The organism is Nostoc sp. KVJ20, assembly GCF_001712795.1.
GTDB lineage: Bacteria > Cyanobacteriota > Cyanobacteriia > Cyanobacteriales > Nostocaceae > Nostoc.
Genome location: NZ_KV757591.1, coordinates 1 through 19930, shown reverse-complemented (window position 1 = coordinate 19930; position 19930 = coordinate 1). Strand labels below are relative to the sequence as shown.

The window sequence follows — 19930 nt, the reverse complement described above, 5'->3', positions numbered from 1 at the left end:
ATGATTAAGCGGCTAAAGCGTTTTTTGTGGCTATCTATTGCGATCATTTCCATCATTTCTATTTCAATCGGATTAATAGAAACATTGACGGCTCAACAGCCTTCTATTTCCCATCCTCTCACTTCGCTAACTGAGGCAGAAATTAATACAGCTGTTTCGGTCATCCAAAGAGAAAAAACTTTGAGCGAAATGGCAGCTTTTCCACTGATTGCTTTACAAGAACCAGATAAAAAAGAAGTTCTAAATTTTACACCTGGTAAAGTTTTCCAGCGAAAAGCTTTTTTGGTAATTTATGAGCGATCGCAAAACAAAACTTATGAGGGTATCGTTGACCTGACAAGCAATACCTTAAGTTCTTGGAAAGAAATACCCTCTGTTCAACCTGCGATCGTCGCTTCAGAATATCAATTGGCAACTGAAGCTTTTAAATCCGATCCCCGATGGCAAACAGCGATGCAAAAACGGGGAATTACAGACTTCAACCAAGTCAAAATTAGTTGTTGGGCCCCCGGAATCCTGAGTAAACAGGAAGAAGCAGCAGGAAACCGTCTTTGTCGGGGCTTATTTTACTACAAAGGCGAACACTGGAATTCTTACGGCAGTCCAATTGAAGGAATACTGGCAACTGTTAATTTGAACACAGGTAAAATTTCTAGTTTCGTGGATAGAGGGATAGTTCCTTTTTCTCAAGAGAACTGGAACTATGATGTAAAATCCTTGGGTAAATTACTTTCACCACTTAAAGCATTAAAAATTCTTCAACCAAATGGTGCAAGTTTCCAGATCAAAGGCAATGAAATTAGCTGGCAAGGTTGGCAATTTCGCTATGTAATGCATCCCCGCAGTGGATTAGTGTTGTACCAAGTGACACACAGCGACGGGGAAAATATCCGACCAGTGCTGTACCGCGCTAGCCTATCAGAGACGGTAGTACCTTACGGCGATCCAGATCCCACTTGGTCATTCAGAAATGCCTTTGATGTTGGGGAATACAATTTTGGTTCCCTAGCAACGACGATGCAGTTAGGTAAAGAAATTCCTGAAAATGGTCTTTTGCTGGATGCTGTGTTTGCTAATGGTGACGGAGAACCTTATGTGATGCCAGGAGCGATCGGCATATACGAGCGAAATAACGGTATGCTCTGGAAGCACTATGACTATGGTACGCAGCGTAATGATGTCCGTCGCAGTCGAGAATTAATCATGACGATGAATGCGGCCATTGATAACTATGATTACAGCATCAATTGGATCTTTCACCAGGATGGGACTTTGGAAGTCCAAAATGAGTTAACGGGTATCGTATTGGCGCAGGGAACGGCTTCCCAAAAGCAATCTGACGATGATTCATCTGGTCGGCTACTTGCTAAGAATATCTTCGGAGTAAATCACCAACACTTTTTTAACTATCGCCTAGATTTCGATGTTGATGGTCAGGCTAATTCTGTGATGGAAATGAATGTGAAAGCTTTGCCGATGGATGAGAAAAATCCTTTAGGAAATGCGATCGCAGTTACAGAAACCCCATTAGCCAAAGAAACGGCTGCTGTGCGCGATTTGGATATGAAAAGCAGTCGGGAATGGATGATTGTTAGTGCAGACAAAAAGAATGTTCTGGATGCTACACCTGGATATATGCTGATGCCTGAAGGAAATTCGATATTTTTCCCTGTGGAAGGCTCGAAAATCCGGGAAAGGGCAGAATTTGCGACTCATCACGTTTGGGTAACAAAATATAAACCTACTGAACTTTATGCTGGGGGAGATTATCCCAACCAAACTCAACCAGGGCAGGGTTTACCAAAATATATTGCAGACGATGAAGCCTTGATGGGTGAAGATATCGTACTGTGGTACACAATGGGCGTAACTCATATTCCGCGATCGGAAGATTGGCCGGTGATGCCCGTTCACCGAGTTGGCTTTAAGCTAGTCCCTAGAGGATTCTTTAGCCGGAATCCAGCGATAAATTTGCCTGAATAAAATATTTGTTGGCTCAAGTTTCCTGACTTCAGATTTTTTGTTATGTCTAAAGGCGGTAACTTGAATGCTGATAAACTTATATAGTTCAAATACTGGCACTTGTTAAAAGTAGGATATCTAATGAACTTTCCAGAAATTAATATTCCCGGTGATGGCAAGCTGCACGCTCGTTTAATTACTTCCTTGGGTGAAATTGTAGTTCGTTTGGAGGAAGAACGAACTCCTAATACCGTTAAAAACTTTGTCGGTCTAGCAACCGGAACAATCGACTGGAAAGACCCTAAAACTGGTGAATCTGGCAAGGGAACTCCAGCTTACGATGGGGTTCGTTTTCACCGCGTCATCCCTGATTTTATGATTCAGTGTGGCGATCCTCTAAGTCGTTATCTAGATACAGCCAGCCGATGGGGTACTGGTGGCCCAGGATATCAATTTGAGGATGAGTTTCATCCTGAATTGAGACACACTCGTGCAGGTATCCTGTCGATGGCTAATGCTGGACGCGGTACTAATGGTTCGCAATGGTTTATAACAGAAGCACCAACGCCTCACCTTGACAACAAACACAGTGTTTTTGGTGAAGTTGTCGAAGGTCTAGATATAGTCAGCAAGATCGCTAATGTGCGTACAACTAGAGATCGTCCGAATCAAGAGGTAGTTTTACAAAAAGTAGAAATTTTTCGCCAGTAATTAACATCTCGGTTTGTAGTGAAGACTTTAGTTCTTATACAACAGATTGCAAGTTAATGAAGTACAAAAATACCCCTCCCTAACCCTCCCCGTATGTATTTACGGTGTATACACAAGTCTGAAATAGTTTACTCACCTGCTTTTTCGCGTCAGTTTTACCCCACCCTAACCCTCCCCCCTTATAAAGGGGAGGGAACGAGATTTCTTATTTCCCCCCTTTATAAGGGGGACTAAGGGGGGTAATAATTCGGTTAAAATCACAGCTAACTACTTTTAAAACATCTTCTTAGAAAATAAGGACTAAAGTCCTTACTACGAACTTGCTTAACCATCAAGATTTTGTAGTCCCATCGCAATCTTGCTGTGTTTTTCAATTTGCCCCATAACTTGTTTTGCGCGTTGAATAACTACGGCTGGTAAACCCGCCAATCTTCCCGCTTCAATTCCATAGGACTTATCAGCACCTCCTGGTTGAACTTGGTGCAAAAAGATAATTTGGTCGGGTAATTCTTTCACCGTCACCTGATAGTTAGCCACATTCGGTATAATGCTAGCCAGTTCATTTAACTCGTGGTAATGGGTGGCAAAAATTGTGCGTGACCGAATATCAACTGCTATATATTCCGCCACCGCCCAAGCTATAGAAAGACCATCAAATGTCGCTGTGCCGCGACCAATTTCATCTAATAATACTAATGACCTAGATGTGGCATGGTTGAGAATATTTGCCGTTTCATTCATTTCTACCATGAACGTAGATTGACCAGTTGCAAGGTCATCTACTGCACCGACACGGGTGAAAATGCGATCGCATATTCCCAATCTAGCAAACCTCGCTGGTACAAAACTACCAATCTGCGCCATTAACTGAATCAATCCCACCTGACGCAAATAACAACTTTTGCCACTTGCGTTTGGCCCGGTGAGGATGATTAAGTCAGGGAATTGGGAGTGGGGAGTGGGGAGTGGGGGAATTTCTTCTTCACTACTGCCTACTCCCGATTCCCTACTCCCTAATTGAGTCGAATTCGGCACAAAGAAACCCGCAGGTAAAGACTGTTCCACCACCGGATGACGACCGTCAACAATATTTATCTCTCGTCCTGACAACATTTCTGGACGACAGTAACCTTGATGCACCGCCAACTCAGCCAAACCACACAACACATCCGCCGCCGCCACTGCACGAGATAAATTGCGAATTACTTCCGCCTCTTGTGCTACCTCTTCCCGCAACGCCGTAAAAATCTCATATTCCAACTGATTTAAATCATCTCGCGCCGTCAAAATCCGGGCTTCTCGTTCCTTCAAATCTGGGGTGATGTAACGTTCCTCATTGGTCAGGGTTTGCTTGCGGATATAATTAGCGGGTACTTGGTCAGCTTTACTGCGGGAAATACTGATATAATAACCAAAAGTTTTGTTAAATCCTACCTTCAGTGTGGAAATTCCCGTCTTAGCTCTTTCATCAACTTCCAAGTTGGCAATCCACTGCTGGTCTGCTTCTACAGTCGCCTTCCTTTCATCCAACAAGGGATTTACACTGGGGCGAATTAATCCGCCTTCTTTAATTAGTATGGGTGGCGACTCTACAAGATGTGCGTGTAACTTTTGTGCCAATTCTTCCAATACACTTGGGACTTTCTGCAAAGCTTTCAGGAAAGGTGAACGCGTCTCAGTTACTAAATTGGATAATTCTGGTAAGCGTGAGAGGGAGTCTGCCAAAGCTACTAAATCTCTAGCATTAGCTGTACCAGAACCCGCCCTTCCGGTGAGGCGTTCCAAATCATAAATTTGGCGTAATAACTGCCGTAAATCTTGACGCAGGGGCGTATTTTCCATCAATTCTTGAATGGTATCTTGCCGCGCCCGAATGCCTTTAATATCGAGTAGCGGTTGCAATAACCACCGCCGTAAAGCCCGCCCACCCATTGCTGTACTAGTTTTATCTAACGCCCAAAGTAGGGAACCGTGAAAAGTGCCATCCCGGACGGTTTGAGTAATTTCTAGGTTACGGCGGGTTTGATTGTCAACAATTAGGTAGTCGGTGACAGTGTAGCTGCGGAGTCTTTGAAGGGTGACAGGGTTTTCTTTTTGAGTATCTTCCAAGTATTCTAGAAGACCACCAGCGGCGCGGACAGCGAGGGGAAGATGATCGCAACCGAGTCCTTCGAGCGATCGCACCTTAAATTTCTGCAATAATCTAGGTCTAGCTTCGCCTTGAGAAAATGGAAGTTGCGATCGCAAACTATAACAAAATGATGGTGGTAAACACTGGGGGAGATGGGGCGAACTTTCTCCCGGACGCAGCAAACTACCCAAATCGGGCGCATTTGTCGGAACCAGCACCTCTGATGGTTGCAAACGCATTAATTCCTGTGTCAAATGTTCTAAATCACTACCTTGAGTAGTAAGAAATTCCCCTGTAGAGATGTCTGCATAGGCTAAACCCCAATGATTTGCGGCAATTACCACTGCTGCTAAGTAATTATTGCGACTGGATTTGAGCATTCCTTCTTCTAGCAAAGTGCCGGGTGTCAGAATGCGCGTTACTTCTCGCCGCACCAATCTCCCAGCAGCTTCAGAAGCATCTTCCACTTGGTCGCAAATTACCACCGCGTAGCCTTTTTCTACCAGCATCGTCGCGTAGCGTTCCCAAGCATGATGCGGAACACCAGACATCGCCACCCGTCCCTGTTCCCCAGCTTGCTTGCTAGTGAGGACTAATTCCAATTCTTGCGCGAGTTTTACAGCATCTTGGAAATAGCATTCAAAGAAATCTCCTACCCGATACAGCAATACGGCGTGAGGATATTTATCCTTCGTCTCGACATAATGCAAGTACATTTGACTTAGCTTACTGCGATCCACCTGTTGATGGTCAGAAATAAAAGTACTTGCATCGGGCTTGGTAGATGGAGTTTCGGAGTGAGAGGCGGTCATAGATGCTATCGAGTTACGCACAGAAATTCCACAATATCCGATGATAACGTGATGTGAAAGTTGAATTGCGATCGCTCAAGGATATTTTACCTTGATCTTAAAAATGGCGCTGAGACATTTGCCTAACATTGCTAGGACTAATAGCAATTCTATATGAAGCTGTATATTATTTATTTTCACCCCTCCCAACCTCTCCTGACTTTTCACGTTATGTGGAAAAGCCACGAAAAACCTAACCCCCTTCCCTACGTTCGCGCAGCGTCTCGTTGGCGAAGCCTCTCGTAGAGAAGAGAGGGAAGGGGAAAAATTTCAAAGTCTCTCTCCTTTTAGGAGAGAGATTTAGAGAGAGGTTTTCCAGATACCGTAAAAAGTCAGCTTTTTATGAGTGTTCATAAAGAATTGATATAAGATTTATGCACACTTTACAAATTAACAAACTAAGCTTTTTGGCAATTTTGCATAATTTTTAATTGGTAACACTTACCCAGTCTAGAAAAGCATGGAATGCCTCAAAAGTACAAGAGATTCAACTCAACAGTATGTTGGCTTCTGCTTTCTAGACAAAAAGCAATTATAGAGTGAAAAGAGGCAGCGCATGAATGCACAAAATAATTGTGACACAAAAAATGATAAAACGTAGATATAGCAACATTTTATAGACCATTTATCAGTTTTTACGTCTATTTTGGCTCAATACCATGTTAAGTTCTCCAATTTTTCTATCTTTGATTATCATCCTGATTACTCTTGGTGCTTGGATAATGGGACTATCAATTCTCAAGACTCAACAAATTCTCCAATTATTCAAGACAGAACCAGAGAAGCTGAGTTGGAGAATCATGTTTTTACTAATGATGTTTTTTCTTGGTGGTTATTTGTTATGCATCTATTTAACAATTGAGAGGCTGATTGAATGGATACCATTGCTCACTGGCATGGTTTTCTTTTTCGGATCATTATTCGTCTTTTTTAGCGTTACCATCTACTACCTCACACTGCAACGATTGTTTCTAATACAGGAAAAATACCGCACAGCAAAAGAAAATGCAGAGTCAGCTTTATTTAAATTACAAGAAACTCAGCAAGCTCAAATGCAATTAATTCAACGCGAAACTATGTTAGCTTTGGGAACAATGGTTTCTGGAGTTGCCCACGAAATTAATAATCCAGTGAGTTTTATTCATGGGAATTTAAAATATCTGCATCAGTATAGCCATGACTTACTAAACCTTCTAGAAACTTATGCTTCTGTGTATCCAAATCCAGATGTAAAAATAGTCAAAGCTCTTGCTAACAGCGACCTGAACTTTATCCAGAGTGACTTGCCAAAGCTACTGAACTCGATGCAGGTTGGCACTACTCGTATTGGGGATATTGTAGAATTGCTCTCAAATTTCTCACGTTTGAATGAAGCTGACTATAAAAAAGCTGACATTCATCAGGGGATTGATAGTACACTAGTGATTTTGCAGCATCGGCTTAATGCTTCTGCTAGTGATAGCAAACCTATTTCAGTGATTAAAGAGTACGGAAATATTCCTAAGATTTTTTGTAATCCTCGTAGTTTAAATCAAGTATTTCTAAATTTAATTAATAATGCAATTGATGCATTGATTAAAAAAGCAGCTACTCTCAGTCAAACTACAGATGAAATACCAACTATTCTGATTCGCACATTTCATTCTCAGGAAAATCAAATCACTATCTCAATCGTTGATAATGGTTGTGGCATGAGTGAAGAGATTTGCCGGAGTATTTTCAAACCTTTTTTTACTACTAAGCCCGTTGGGCAAGGAACTGGTTTAGGTTTGTCTATTAGCTATCAAATTATCGTTGAGCAACATGGTGGCTCTATCAAATGTACTTCCATTGTAAACCAGGAAACTAAAATCGATATTAGACTCCCGATTAAACAAGTATAAAATAGCAATTATCGTAATAATTTCCATTGTACAAAATAAAATATCCTGTGGGATATTTTTTTCTAAGCTTGTGCCTTAATGTTTATCCTCTGTAACCTCCTTCAACTGTGCATAAACTTCCTTTCAAGCTGATAAATAAAGCTTTTTAGCAATTTTTGCATAATTCTTAATTGGTATCACTTCTCCAGTCTAGAAAACTATGAGATGCCCTAATACCAATATTTTTATAGCACAACTGTGATTTTAAGCAGTAATCAGGGAAATATAAGTTTGGTTGACTTTGTAATTATTGCAATGCTTATTCGGGGTGTTAGCAGAAAGGTTATTTAAAGGTTAAGGGTTGAAAATATGTTGGCTATACATAGCATGACAAATGCTAATAATCTGAACTTGCGATTAGAGTCTACTTTGCAAGAATTACCACTCTGGTCTGTTTACTTCGATGCAAATAGTCCAGCAAATGATTTGAATAAACTTTTTAAGCAAGAGCCTTTACTACCAGGTATTATCCTGGTGAAAAATCATAACTATGTAGGGATGATTTCCCGGCAAAGATTTTTTGAACACATGAGCCGTCCCTATAGTTTCCCACTATTTTCTAAACGACCTGTGATCAATTTGATTAACTTTCTTCAGGCAGATGTGTGTGTAATTTCTGAAGACACGCTCATTGTAGAAGCAAATAAAGTAGCCTTGCAACGAGAACCTCAATTTGTATATGAGCCAATTTTGATAGAAACTCAGTTAGGTACCTATAAACTATTAGATTTTCATCAGTTACTTTTAGCCCACTCCCAAATTCATATTTTAACACTAGCTCAATTAGAGCAAGTAGAAGAACAATCTAAAATTGCTAAAAAAGGTTTTCGTAACCTTAAGAATAACTATACCCGATTAATTCAAAATGAAAAAATGGCTGCTTTGGGACAACTCGTTGCTGGCATTGCACATGAAATAAATAACCCTGTCAATTTTATTGCTGGCAACCTTGTTTATGCAATCAACTACACTCAAGATTTACTGGAATTAGTTAGCCTATACCAATACCATTATCCTACACCAGTAGCAGAAATTAAAGCTGCGATCGCAGAAATAGAACTAGATTTTTTAACTACTGATTTCCTCAACCTTCTTAATTCTATGAAATTTGGTACTGAGCGTATCCAAGAGATAGTTCTTTCTTTACGTAATTTTTCTCGTCTCGATGAATCTGAGAAAAAAATAGTTGATATTCATGAAGGTATTGATAGTACTCTAATAATATTACAAAGCCGTTTAATAAATCAGCAAACAGGTCAAAAAATTACTGTTGATAAACAATATGGAAATATCCCCCCAGTAGAATGCTACGCTGGATTAATAAATCAAGTATTTATGAATATTTTAGCAAATGCAATTGATGCTATATTTGAGAGCGATGATGAGTCAAGCTTGAGTTCTGAATCAGCTTCTTCAACTCTCAAATTACCCTTAATTCGTATTCAGACTGAAGTCACAGATAATCAGCAAGTAGTTATTCGCATTGCCGATAACGGTATGGGAATTCCCAAGGATATACAAAAGCGATTATTTGATCCCTTTTTCACTACAAAACCCGTCGGGAAGGGTACTGGATTGGGGCTATCTATCAGCTATCAAATTGTTGTAGAAAAACATTGTGGTCAACTGCAATGTATATCTACTGCAAAAGAAGGAACTGAGTTTATTATCACAATTCCTGTCCAAATTAATTCATCACAAGTTAGTTGAAAAAGCTCTATTTTGATTGGTTAAATAGAGATGAATAAGGATATTTTACCCTTTTGTTCGGCTGCTACGACGTGTAGGCGGCTGTGGTGGAGGCGGTTCTTGAGATTTTAGCTTATCATCGTCAGTCAAAAACTCCACATAGAAACCTTTTTGGTGGTAGTGCCAACCCAAGATTACAATACTGGCATCACCCATAGAAGTCTTTTCTACAGCTTGATTGGGAAATTTAGCGGCTAACTGTTTCAATTCTTCCTCTTCCCAAAGAACAATTTGCTCACGAAACTTAGCCCAAGGTGTTGTTTCATCAGCGGCATAAGTTATGATTTCGGCAAATTTTTGAGCCGCTATACGTTTACTTTCTGAATTTGCTGTTTTAGCCTGTGCAGTGTGATTACCTGTTTCTATAACAGCAGCTAAAGGAAGTACCAGCGTTGTTCCTTTGGTCTTTTCTGACTCAATTGTTTGTTCGACACGCTCAAAATTCCATTCATTATTACCAGCAGTTTCTCTACCTGGAACTTTTAACCAAACGCATAAAAGCGATGTATCGATGAGTAGCACCTTTCTCATATTAGTAACTATTCATTATGAGAAAGGCTTCTTTCAATTGCACCCTTAGTTGTCATATCACCCAAAGAATATGATGCGAATAACTTAGAAAAATTATCAATATCTTCTAAAAGAGTAAGCTTGCTTTCTCCAGTTTCTTTATCGCGGTGCGCGACAACTACAAAAGGAACTATCTCTGGGCCTAAAGCATCAAGTAAAGCTGGGTTATGGGTAGTAAGTAAAATATCAATTTTTCTTTTCTGACCAATTTCTCGTAGTATTCTTACCAGCAATCCTGCACGCGAGGGATGAAGACCATTATCTATTTCTTCAATTACTATTTGACTACCTTCTGGTCTAGTAAGTAATGCTGTAATAATTGCTAGAAAGCGGAGAGTTCCATCTGACATACTTCTAGCATCTATTTCTGTAATGTGACCAGGTTTCCATTCTTCTTGAGAGTAGAGCATTGCATCAGTACGAAATCTACCTACTTTTTGCGCCCAGACTTTTTGTATATCACCTTCTGGTAGCTCTTTAATGTAGTTGGATAGAGCTGCTTCAACTTCTGCTTTCCGTTTCTTAGATAATCCAGCTAGTATACCAGCTATATTTGAAGCATCAGTTTCTAGCTTTTCCCCAATTGGGGAGTAAGATCGCATTTTAGAGGGAATGGGGTTTAAAATAAAAATATTTCTAATAAAATGATAAAAATCATATATATTTTCACGTTTCATTTCAAATGAATTCATATCTGCCTCAACAGATAGAACATCAGTTAGGTATGTTTGAGTAGGCAAAAAGTTACCCATTGAAATATAATTTTTATAACTGTTATTAATACCTATTTCTTTCTTGTTCAAATAGAAAGCTTTGACAAAATCTCTGACAATATTTTCCTCGAAATTAATTTTATATTCTTGATAAATTATAGATTCTTCTAAAACTTGAAGGGAAGGTTTTGTTTTTACTGTGATAGCATAAATATAATCAGTATTAATATCTTGACCTTGTATAACAGCCTTTAATGTAAATTTTTTTTCAGGTTTAAATGCAGCCCATTCTACACCTCCTCGAATTGAAGTGAGTATTGAATCACCTACTAAAGCTGGTTTAACGTCCTGCCTTGTAAAGGTTATTTGTAAAAATTCTAAAGCTTCAACTACATTAGACTTACCACTCGCATTTGTCCCAATCAAAACAGTCAATGGGTCAAGTGGAAGCTCGGCATAACGGAAACTTTTCCAATTTTCTAAGATGAGTTGCTTAAGCATGATCAACTCCAAAACTCTAACTACTTAAATTTACCTCCTATCAATGGCGTTGGCAAAGCCCGCCCCAGGCATCGCACAAAGTCTTTTCATCCCTCAATATGTCCGAAAAAAACAGCAAAGCCAGCAGACAGAGTAAAAAATTGCGTAATTACTCTATCCAACTGGCTATATTTTGCTGTGATTTTGACGATTTATTTTTCTGGCGGTAAATCTAGGCTGTAAACAATTTCGCCTGCCAAGTTACGCAATGTTACCGTCATCACCTTTGTATTTGCATTAATCTTGACTCCTCCAAAAAATTGCAAACCTTCACTTGGAGGTCGATTTGCTTTCGTACCTGGAGGAAGGCTTTGAAATACTAATTGTGGGCCAAAAGTATTTTCCAATTGGTTGGGGCCAAATGTGCCAGAGTTAAGAGGCCCAGCGACGAACTCCCAAAAAGGCTTGAAGTCGGTAAACTGTGCTTTGGCGGGGTTGTAATAGTGGGCTGCTGCGTAATGTACATCAGCAGTTAACCAAACAACATTCTGGATATTTTTGTTTTTGATAAATCGTAATAAATCGGCAAGTTCTAATTCTCTTCCTAAAGCCGGGCCGTCTCCATTCGCCCAAGCTTCAAAATCAGTGCTACCGTCTCGAATTATCAAACCCAAAGGCATATCACTAGCAATCACTTTCCATGTTGCTTTTGATGACAGCAATTGCCTTTTCAACCATTGCAATTGTTTTCTGCTTAAAAATTCTGTTTCTTCACTTGGTACTGGCTGACGATTGGGAGTATTTGGGCCCCGATAGGTGCGCTCATCCAGCATGAAAATGTCTAATAATGGGCCATAGTTGAAAGAGCGATAAATTCTTGCTTGCTCTGGATTATTGGTTGGATACCCAATAGGTAAATATTCTAAAAATGCTTGTCTTCCTCTTTGGGCTAGCAAGTTAACATCCTTAACTGTGTAGCGATTATCGTTTAAAAGAAATTCACCAGGATACCAGTTATTTGTGGTTTCGTGGTCGTCCCACTGTGCCAAGATGGGAACTTCAGCGTTGAAACGCTTGATGTTTTCATCCAGCAAATTGTAAATATAGTTTCCACGAAATTCGGTGAGAGTTTCTGCTACTTTTGATTTTTCTGGTGTAGTGATATTTCTCCAAATAGTGCCGTCGTCTAGGATAACTTCTGATTGAATTGGACCATCGGCATAAATATTATCGCCAGAATGGATAAAAAAGTCGGGATTAAGTTGGCGCATAGTTTCATAAATTTTCATCCCACCAAAATCAGGATTAATCCCCCATCCTTGACCGGCTGTGTCGCCACCCCAAACAAAGAATATATCTCGTCCATATTTGGGGGGAGTTCGGAAAGTGCCATAAAAGGGAGCGCTGTAAGTACCTTGATAATCTAAATCTTGGAAAATCACCCGATAAAATAATTTTTGGTCTGGGGGTAGATTCTTCAGATAAAGTCGTGCTGTAAAGTCGCTATTTTTTAAAGCATTGGGCCCCACAACTCGCTGCACATTGCGAAAAGATTCGCTGGTAGAATATTCTACGATCATTTTTGCAGGGCGATCGCTCCTACTCCAAATGACGATGCTATCCTTAGATATATCTCCGCTAGCTACGCCATAAGGTATGGCAGGACGCATTTTATCAGAAGTGATAATTGCAGGTGCTTGGGCAAAAACTGGTGATTTTGATACAAGATTTGTGGAAATAATTCCACCGGCTGTGATAGCCGAACGTAGCAAAAACTGACGACGGTTTAGCTTTAATGGGTGATGAGATTCCATACTAAATAATAGCAAGCTTAAACTAAGGTATTACAGGATAAGTGTTTACCATATTCTGTTATGGCAATAAGTAAAGATTGAGTTATCTAAGGGTTAATAAAACAATTTAACCTTAGAAAATATTTATCAAACTTTGCTTAGTCTGGTTTATTCTCGACTGCATAATTTATAAGCTTTGCCAATAAGACAAACACATCTAGAGTTAGATGTGTTTGTCTTGCATAATTGATGTAAATCCACCTACAATCTCAATTTAATTGATAGGTACAGTAATGAGCCGTCAAGTTAGGGATAGAATTGCATAAAAACATTCAAAGTCCCTAACTTCACACTTACTGCTGAGATAAACGCCGCACTTCTTCACCCACTAACATCTGATGGGCTTGTGCCAAAACTTTTGGTATTTTATCAGCGTGGGGATTGCGGGCGAGAGATTGCCGCAAGTCTAATTCTTCTAGTCCTTCAGCTTTATTGCCAGGAAACCAGTGATTGCCGTTGCCAAGCAGGTTGTAGCGCATTTTAGCATAATCTACCAGGTCGTAAGCGATCGCTAGATTCCGTAGCCACAAAATCACCCGAATATTTATCTCACCAGGGGTTTCCTTAAAGGTTGGTAGATTTGTCTCCCAAGATTTTACCCAATCTTCTCCCAAAGTCGCGATCGCTTCTGACTCCAACCTTGCTAAAATTGGTGGCAAAATTGACGATGCCTGATCTATTAATTCTAAAGTCTTCAGATGTTCATCAAAATCTTGTGGTTTGGCTGCTCCCAAACTTAGAGTATGCACCTCTTGATGACTCAAACAAAACAAATCATTAAACACCATTGGACTCAAAGGAGCGCAAAGATTTACTAATTTTTGTGGAGGTTCATACAACAAACCTCCTTTATTCGATGGGCTAATGATAAATACCCCCATATCGTGGCGTTTAGCTGCTTCAATTGCCGCCCAATTCCATTGATTTATGTAGTACCAGTGCAGGTTAACGTAATCAAATAGATTGGTATTAATTGTCTCCACAATTAACTCTGTTGAGCCATGTGTAGAAAAACCAATAAATCTAACTTTTCCCTCAGCTTGCAACTGCTGCGCTACTTCTAAACAACCTCCAGGACGAATGCTATAATCTAACGACTCCGCATGATTGATGCCGTGTAACCCTAAAAGGTCAACATAATCTAGCTGGAGATTTTTCAATGATTGTTCAAACGTCTGGCGAAATTCTTTCGCATCTGCCGTTGGACTGATTTTCGTCTGAACAATCAATTTTTCACGGGGAAATTGAGGTAAAACCCTTCCCAATTGCATTTCGGAAGTGCCATAACCACGAGCAGTTTCAATATGATTAATCCCAACCTCGACAGCCCTTCTAATAGTCGCTTCGAGATTCGCCTGGTTATCGGCAGGAATTTCATCATTGGGAACATCCTGCCATTTAAACTGATATCTCATGCCACCGCAGGAAAACACTGGCATCTGTAATTCTGTACGTCCAAATCGTCTATATAACATCAGTGGATTGTGGATTGCTTATCAACTTCAAATCTAAAAACGACAGTCATTCGAGCTTTTAGTGGCACAATAATTACCTCTGTTTAATCTGTGACCAAGCAAGATTCATCGCATCATTAAATCGGTCAAGTCTTTTGTTTATTTGACTGTGATCAGTATTCCAGTTCCACAGAGTCATTATCTCATCCTATAACAATTCCTGAATTTACTTGCGTGGGCAGTGAACAAAGAATACGTCAATCTCCTTTGTTCAACAATCACAACCAAGTTCTTAGCTAGAATTTACACAATTGACATTCCCACGACTGCCCAAATATAGCGCAAGCCTCATTTAGAAAGAAAGCCGTGGGATTCTTGAATCAAAGGGATTCTAGTAAACTTACCTTCCTCACCCATCGTAAAGTTTAGTTGCAAAAAGAATCCCTCCTATCTATAAAGTGATATTTTAATTATTGAAGCTACTAAATAAGCTTCCCTGGCAGATATAACAGCTGCGTATGGAATGTAATAAGAGGTAAAAGACGCTGTTTAACTTACATCTGTCTCGTCAAAAAACAGCAACACCCAACGCGAAAACTGCTATTTCCTCAAATATGGAAGATTAGGGGGCGCTGTGACTGGTTTTCATAACTTGTTTACACAAGCAATGAAAGTTAGTACATCCCTGGCTATGATAAACAATGAGAGGAGATGGTTCAGCGAGTAGAGGTTTGGGTGTTGTTGTGTTTAAAGAGAAGTCTGAAATAGTGACTACTCTTGGTGTAAGATTATACTAAGTTTAATAAGAGAAACAGTTTAAATAGCGCCTTATGTCAATTATTGCGCTCAGAGCGTGGTATCTACAGGATTATGAGCCGATTCCAGAACTGGAAAAACGTCCGCCAGACATTCGCTTAAGCAAAAAAAGTCTGCTGAAATCAGCATTGCGAGCAGACTTTTTGGAAGAAAGTGACGAAGTTAAAAAATCAACTTGGTTTGGGCGCTATCTGGAAGGGGAAAATATTGAATTTTATGTAGAAGGTAGTGGTGGTTATTGCGTCTCTAATATTGACTTAATTAGTCATGAAATTTATTTTACCAAGCAAGCGGTGTTGGCTCAGTTAGAACCAACGATTTTTTTATCCTGTCAAACTGAGTATGCCGAAGCGACAAATGTTCTTAGAGAAGAACTGCGAGAAAGTTTGGACAGTTTAAACTTGCGATCGCGCCTTCCGTTAACATTGGTAGAATCATCTCGTCCCAGCGGTGCTACTTTCCGAATTAACCGCACGATCATGCGAAAAATCCGTAAAAGTTTATTATTTGTCGCTGACACCACCCCCATTGCTAGTATTGATGGGAAAGAAACCCCCCAATTAATTCCCAGTCCGAATGTCTGTATTGAAATTGGCTATGCCATCCAAAGTAAGCGTTCTGAACAGATTCTACTAGCACAAATGCAACGTCCAGACTTTGAAGGGCAATTTCCCTTCGACTTACCCACACAGCAGATTTTGCAATTCCAAGACACCACAGAACTGAATAAAATCCTGACAGGAACAATTGAAAGCCAGCTAGCACGATTTAAATTGTTTTTTTGAGCAAGGTGATAGGTATTGTGGGCATGGGGCATTGGGCATGGGGCATTGGATTATGCTAGATGATCATTTTCATTTATTGACAAATGACAAATGACAAATAACAAATGACAAATCTTAAAATAAACGCACAGGTTTTTTTTCTAGTAGAGAAGTAATCGAGCTTACCCGATCAACAACAGAAATCATGTATCTGTAATCTGGTACTTGCCCATTGGGTACATAGCCCACTTCTTGAGCTAAATCTGAAGGCGCATCACTCATTACTTTGCGAATAAACTCTTGACGGTTCCGCTCTACATTTGGCCCAATCAAGACCACGCCTAATGGTACATAGTGAGGGTCTTTAAATAGTATGCGAAATTCGGTTGGGGCCAACTGCGAAGCATGGAGACTCAATTCCGCCTCCGAGACAGCACAGGCGATCGCTTTTCCTTGGGCGACCAACTCCAGCGCAGCTTTGGGTGTGGGTGCAAACAGGATGTCAGCTAGTGTTGTACCATAAAGATTGTAAAGTGGAAAATAATATCCTGTAGCTGAACCTAACTGCCCTAAAGCCACTATTTGACCTTGTAACTGCTTCAACTCGGTGATCGGACTCTCTTTGCGAACAACGAAAATTGAGCGCAGATTATTAATACCGATTAAAGGAAATAGAGGAAGATATTGATACCGTGCGATCGCAATAGCCGCTAAACCCGGTGGCGCAAATACCAATGACCAAGCACGAGCTGCAAGGCGCTCAACTGCTTTATTTTCATTAAAAACAGGCTCTAGCTGAATATATGACTTTGTTTTTTCACCTAAGTAATTATTAAACCTAGCATATTGGTTAATTATCTGTTCACCACCACCATAATTGATAACACCAACAGTTAAAGCACCCTCAAATTTCTTGGGTGATTGGCAGGCAGTAAATGTTAAGCCTAGCAGATTAAACAGAAAGAAACGACGGGGAAATCGCAAAGACATCACTAATTATGGTAAGAAAATAAATTGGCTTTCAGGACTAATTTAGATAAGTTTGAATACTGCCTAAATAGCTTATATTACGGCAAAAAATTAATATTTATTTAAATATTGTTAAGTTGTTTTTTAACAGGTATAAATAAATATTATACAAACTCAGATACCACCTTCGTTGGTTAGGTTATGTTGAACAAAATTACGTTAAGAAACTTGAAAATAGGTGCTAAATTTAACTTACTTTTAATATTAGTTTTCATAGTCAGTATTTTAGGAAGTGGCGTTGCCTTATCCAGTGTACTTCAAGGGAGAGCGCAAAATGAAGTGGTTTCTCAAGCGCAGATTCTCATCCAAATGGTAAACGCAGTTAGAAACTATACACAAAATCGCATAGACCCATTATTATCGCCTAGACTAGAAACTAATCCAACGTTCATGCCTGAAGTAGTACCAACTTTTTCTTCTAAAGAGGTTTTTGAAAATTTTCGGAAAAAGCCGGAATATAAAAACTTTTTTCATAAAGATGCAACACTTAATCCCACTAACTTAGCGGATAAAGCTGATAGTTTTGAAGCTCAACTTGTAGAGCGTTTTCGCAACGAACCCAACACTCTAGAAATTAAGGGCTTTCGTAACTTGTCAGAAAACGAAGTATTTTACATTGCGCGACCACTAAAGATTACACAGCAGCAATGTCTGCGATGTCATTCTACACCAGATCAGGCTCCTAAGAGTCAGTTGGCAACTTATGGCTCAGAAAATGGTTTTGGCTGGCAACTCAATCAGATTGTTTCTGCTCAAATCATCTCTGTTCCCTCTGAAGAAATTTTTGCCAATGCCAAACGGACTTGGATATTGATAATGGGACTTTTAATTACGATCTTTGCGATCGTAGTTTTCTTAATTAACTTCTTAATCAAAAAATATGTAATTCAGCGCATCAGAAGAATAGAGAAAATAGCCCAAAAGGTTAGTATTGGTGATATGAGCGCTGATTTTGAAGAAACCTCTAATGATGAAATTGGTGGGTTAGCAGAGGCATTTAATCGGATGAAAGCTAGCTTAAAAATAGCTATGGAGATGTTGAATAACCAGAGCTAATAATTCGTAATACTTCGGCTACGCTCAGTACAAGTTCGTAATTCGTAATTCACTGAGAGAAAAACGCAATATTTAAAAAATCAAGAGATTAAGCGTTGCTGAAATTGTAAAGCTTTTTGAGATTCGGGAATTTGTGATGCTAAAATTTTTACAAATTCTGCACGAGAAATTTGTCCAGAAGATTTAACAGCTTTTTGCACTAAGAACTTAGCTATTGGGCCAATTAAATCAGCCAACTCTCGCTCACACTGATGCACAAAGCTGTCACTGATTAATTGAGGCTCTTGGCTTGGTAAAATATTTGACTTAATTTCAGATTTAACAGTAAATTCTTGTAGTAGAGTAGGTTTCTCTAGAAGGAAAGTTGTTTTCTTCTTAAAATCAATTTGTTGATTTCCTCTGAGATGAAGACCCAATTGATTAATTAATTCTTCAAGGTTAGGCGCTGATGCCGCAACTTGTCGTAGTAATCTTGAGGCAACAGGGCCAACAAATTCTAAAAGAATTTTTTCTAGGCGGTTGTAGTTTTCCGCAGACAAGATAGAAGCAGACTGATACCCAATTGAGTTTTCTTGAGAAAGTGAAGCTTGAGGCGGCTGTGTAAAAAATGCTGGTTGAGGTAATGGCGTTTCTACTTTCGTATCGAGATGTTTAAGCGCCTGTAGAACTTCAGCCGCAGACTGATAGCGCTGTTTGAAGTGGTGTAGCACCATCTTAGATAGCACAGATGCCAATTCAGAACTGACGTTAGCTTGATGCTGCCAAGAAATTTCTCCTGTATCTGGATCTTCCTCAAAATTTATAGGATGTAACCCCGTCAGCGATTGAATAGCAATAATTCCCAAGGAATAAATATCACTGTTGGGGCGGGGCTTACCTTGCCCTTGTTCTGTAGACATATATCCTGGGGTGCCAATGATAATAGTAGCCCCCGTGCGCCCTGGACTTGTAAGCAGTTGAGTTTGGACTTGTTTTACTGCGCCAAAGTCAATCAGCACTAACTTGCCGTCTTGTTGCCGTCTGATTATATTATCCGGCTTGATATCTCGATGGATAACATTGTGGCTGTGAATAAATTGCAGAATACCCAAAACCTGTTGGAGGAGTTGAATTACTCGATCTTGCGTCCAATGTTGATTGGGGAACAGTTCTGCTTTCAGAGTTTGCCCTTCAATGAACTCTTGCACCAAGAAAAACTCTTGGTTATCTTCAAAATAGGCTAAAAGCCGAGGAATCTGGTCATGGTTGCCCAGTTGTTCTAGTGTTTCTGCCTCATTGCTAAATAGCCGTCTGGCAGTTTCAAGAAATTCAGGGCTACGAGTGACGGGCTTAAGGTGTTTGACAACGCATTTCGGGAAACCTGGCCGATGAGTATCTTGAGCTATGTAGGTTTGACCAAATCCACCTCCACCTAAAACCTGTAGGACTTGGTAACGACCGTCTAATAATTGTCCTAACATTGTGTCACAAGCCTTAATTCCTCAAATTCATCTTGGCACAACTACCAGCTTTAGTAAGGTTTGTGGAGAGGGAAAGTAGGTAGGTAGTGCTGAGATTTCAAGTTTTTTAAGAATTTAGGACTTACGCATTGACACCAAAGACAAAGCATTTAGAGCTTGAAAAAGCACGTCTGTCGTAGGGGTAAAGCACATTGCTCATAGGTGTCAACTTAAGCGAGAAATAGCTTCGATGCGGGCTTCATAACCCGCCAGAGAATGAATTCTCTGGCTCATAGCTAAAGTCTACTGAAGTAGACTGAATATTTTTGGGGATATCTAGTCATCTTCAGATGACTTTAGCTATGAGACAGGGATTTACAATCCCTGGCGGACGTGCGGTTTCGCGTTAAGTTGACACCAATGAGCATTG

General features: G+C 39.9%; 13 protein-coding genes. 6 read left to right on the top strand and 7 right to left on the bottom strand.

Annotated elements, in window-relative coordinates; genetic code table 11:
* Both A4S05_RS10505 and A4S05_RS10500 read left to right on the top strand, forming a co-directional pair.
* A complete protein-coding gene (locus tag A4S05_RS10505) occupies positions 1-1983 on the top strand; it encodes a primary-amine oxidase (RefSeq protein ID WP_069069778.1) in 1983 nt (660 codons plus the stop codon).
* A 120-nt stretch (positions 1984-2103) separates the two neighbouring features.
* Positions 2104-2673 (top strand): peptidylprolyl isomerase, encoded by a 570-nt coding sequence (locus tag A4S05_RS10500; protein WP_069069777.1) that lies wholly within the window; start codon positions 2104-2106, stop codon positions 2671-2673.
* Positions 2674-2997: 324 nt separating this feature from the next.
* Here the strand turns inward: A4S05_RS10500 and mutS are convergent, their stop codons facing one another.
* Complete coding sequence (mutS, locus tag A4S05_RS10495; protein WP_069069776.1) at positions 2998-5616, bottom strand: DNA mismatch repair protein MutS; 2619 nt, start codon at positions 5614-5616, stop codon at positions 2998-3000.
* A 698-nt stretch (positions 5617-6314) separates the two neighbouring features.
* Between mutS and A4S05_RS10490 the strand changes: the two genes are divergently transcribed.
* Positions 6315-7538 carry a sensor histidine kinase gene (locus tag A4S05_RS10490; RefSeq protein WP_069069775.1) on the top strand — a complete coding sequence of 408 codons (1224 nt, stop codon included), beginning with the start codon at positions 6315-6317 and terminating at the stop codon, positions 7536-7538.
* A gap of 348 nt (positions 7539-7886) precedes the next feature.
* Entirely contained in the window at positions 7887-9287 is a 1401-nt protein-coding gene (locus A4S05_RS10485) for an ATP-binding protein (RefSeq protein ID WP_069069774.1), read from the top strand.
* 45 nt (positions 9288-9332) lie between these two features.
* Here the strand turns inward: A4S05_RS10485 and A4S05_RS10480 are convergent, their stop codons facing one another.
* From A4S05_RS10480 to A4S05_RS10465, 4 genes are all read right to left on the bottom strand, one after another.
* The gene (locus tag A4S05_RS10480; protein WP_069069773.1) at positions 9333-9857 is read right to left on the bottom strand and encodes a hypothetical protein; all 525 of its coding nucleotides are present in this window, start codon (positions 9855-9857) and stop codon (positions 9333-9335) included.
* An 8-nt stretch (positions 9858-9865) separates the two neighbouring features.
* Complete coding sequence (locus A4S05_RS10475) at positions 9866-11110, bottom strand: AAA family ATPase (protein WP_069069772.1); 1245 nt, start codon at positions 11108-11110, stop codon at positions 9866-9868.
* Between the two features lie 191 nt (positions 11111-11301).
* Complete coding sequence (locus tag A4S05_RS10470; protein WP_069069771.1) at positions 11302-12903, bottom strand: alkaline phosphatase D family protein; 1602 nt, start codon at positions 12901-12903, stop codon at positions 11302-11304.
* Between the two features lie 332 nt (positions 12904-13235).
* Positions 13236-14417 carry an aldo/keto reductase gene (locus A4S05_RS10465; RefSeq protein WP_069069770.1) on the bottom strand — a complete coding sequence of 394 codons (1182 nt, stop codon included), beginning with the start codon at positions 14415-14417 and terminating at the stop codon, positions 13236-13238.
* An 809-nt stretch (positions 14418-15226) separates the two neighbouring features.
* Between A4S05_RS10465 and A4S05_RS10460 the strand changes: the two genes are divergently transcribed.
* Positions 15227-15997: a hypothetical protein gene (locus tag A4S05_RS10460; RefSeq protein WP_069069769.1), complete on the top strand. Its 771-nt coding sequence runs from the start codon at positions 15227-15229 to the stop codon at positions 15995-15997.
* A 114-nt stretch (positions 15998-16111) separates the two neighbouring features.
* On the opposite strand, the gene A4S05_RS10455 is transcribed toward A4S05_RS10460, so the two are convergent.
* Positions 16112-16966 (bottom strand): phosphate/phosphite/phosphonate ABC transporter substrate-binding protein, encoded by an 855-nt coding sequence (locus tag A4S05_RS10455; RefSeq protein ID WP_069069768.1) that lies wholly within the window; start codon positions 16964-16966, stop codon positions 16112-16114.
* A 180-nt stretch (positions 16967-17146) separates the two neighbouring features.
* On the opposite strand from A4S05_RS10455, the gene A4S05_RS10450 reads away from it, so the two are divergent.
* Positions 17147-18061, top strand: a complete 915-nt coding sequence (locus A4S05_RS10450; protein WP_069069767.1) for a Tll0287-like domain-containing protein — start codon at positions 17147-17149, stop codon at positions 18059-18061.
* 80 nt (positions 18062-18141) lie between these two features.
* Here A4S05_RS10450 and A4S05_RS10445 read toward each other — a convergent pair whose 3' ends face one another.
* Positions 18142-19521 carry a serine/threonine-protein kinase gene (locus A4S05_RS10445; protein WP_069069766.1) on the bottom strand — a complete coding sequence of 460 codons (1380 nt, stop codon included), beginning with the start codon at positions 19519-19521 and terminating at the stop codon, positions 18142-18144.
* Positions 19522-19930: the final 409 nt, after the last annotated feature.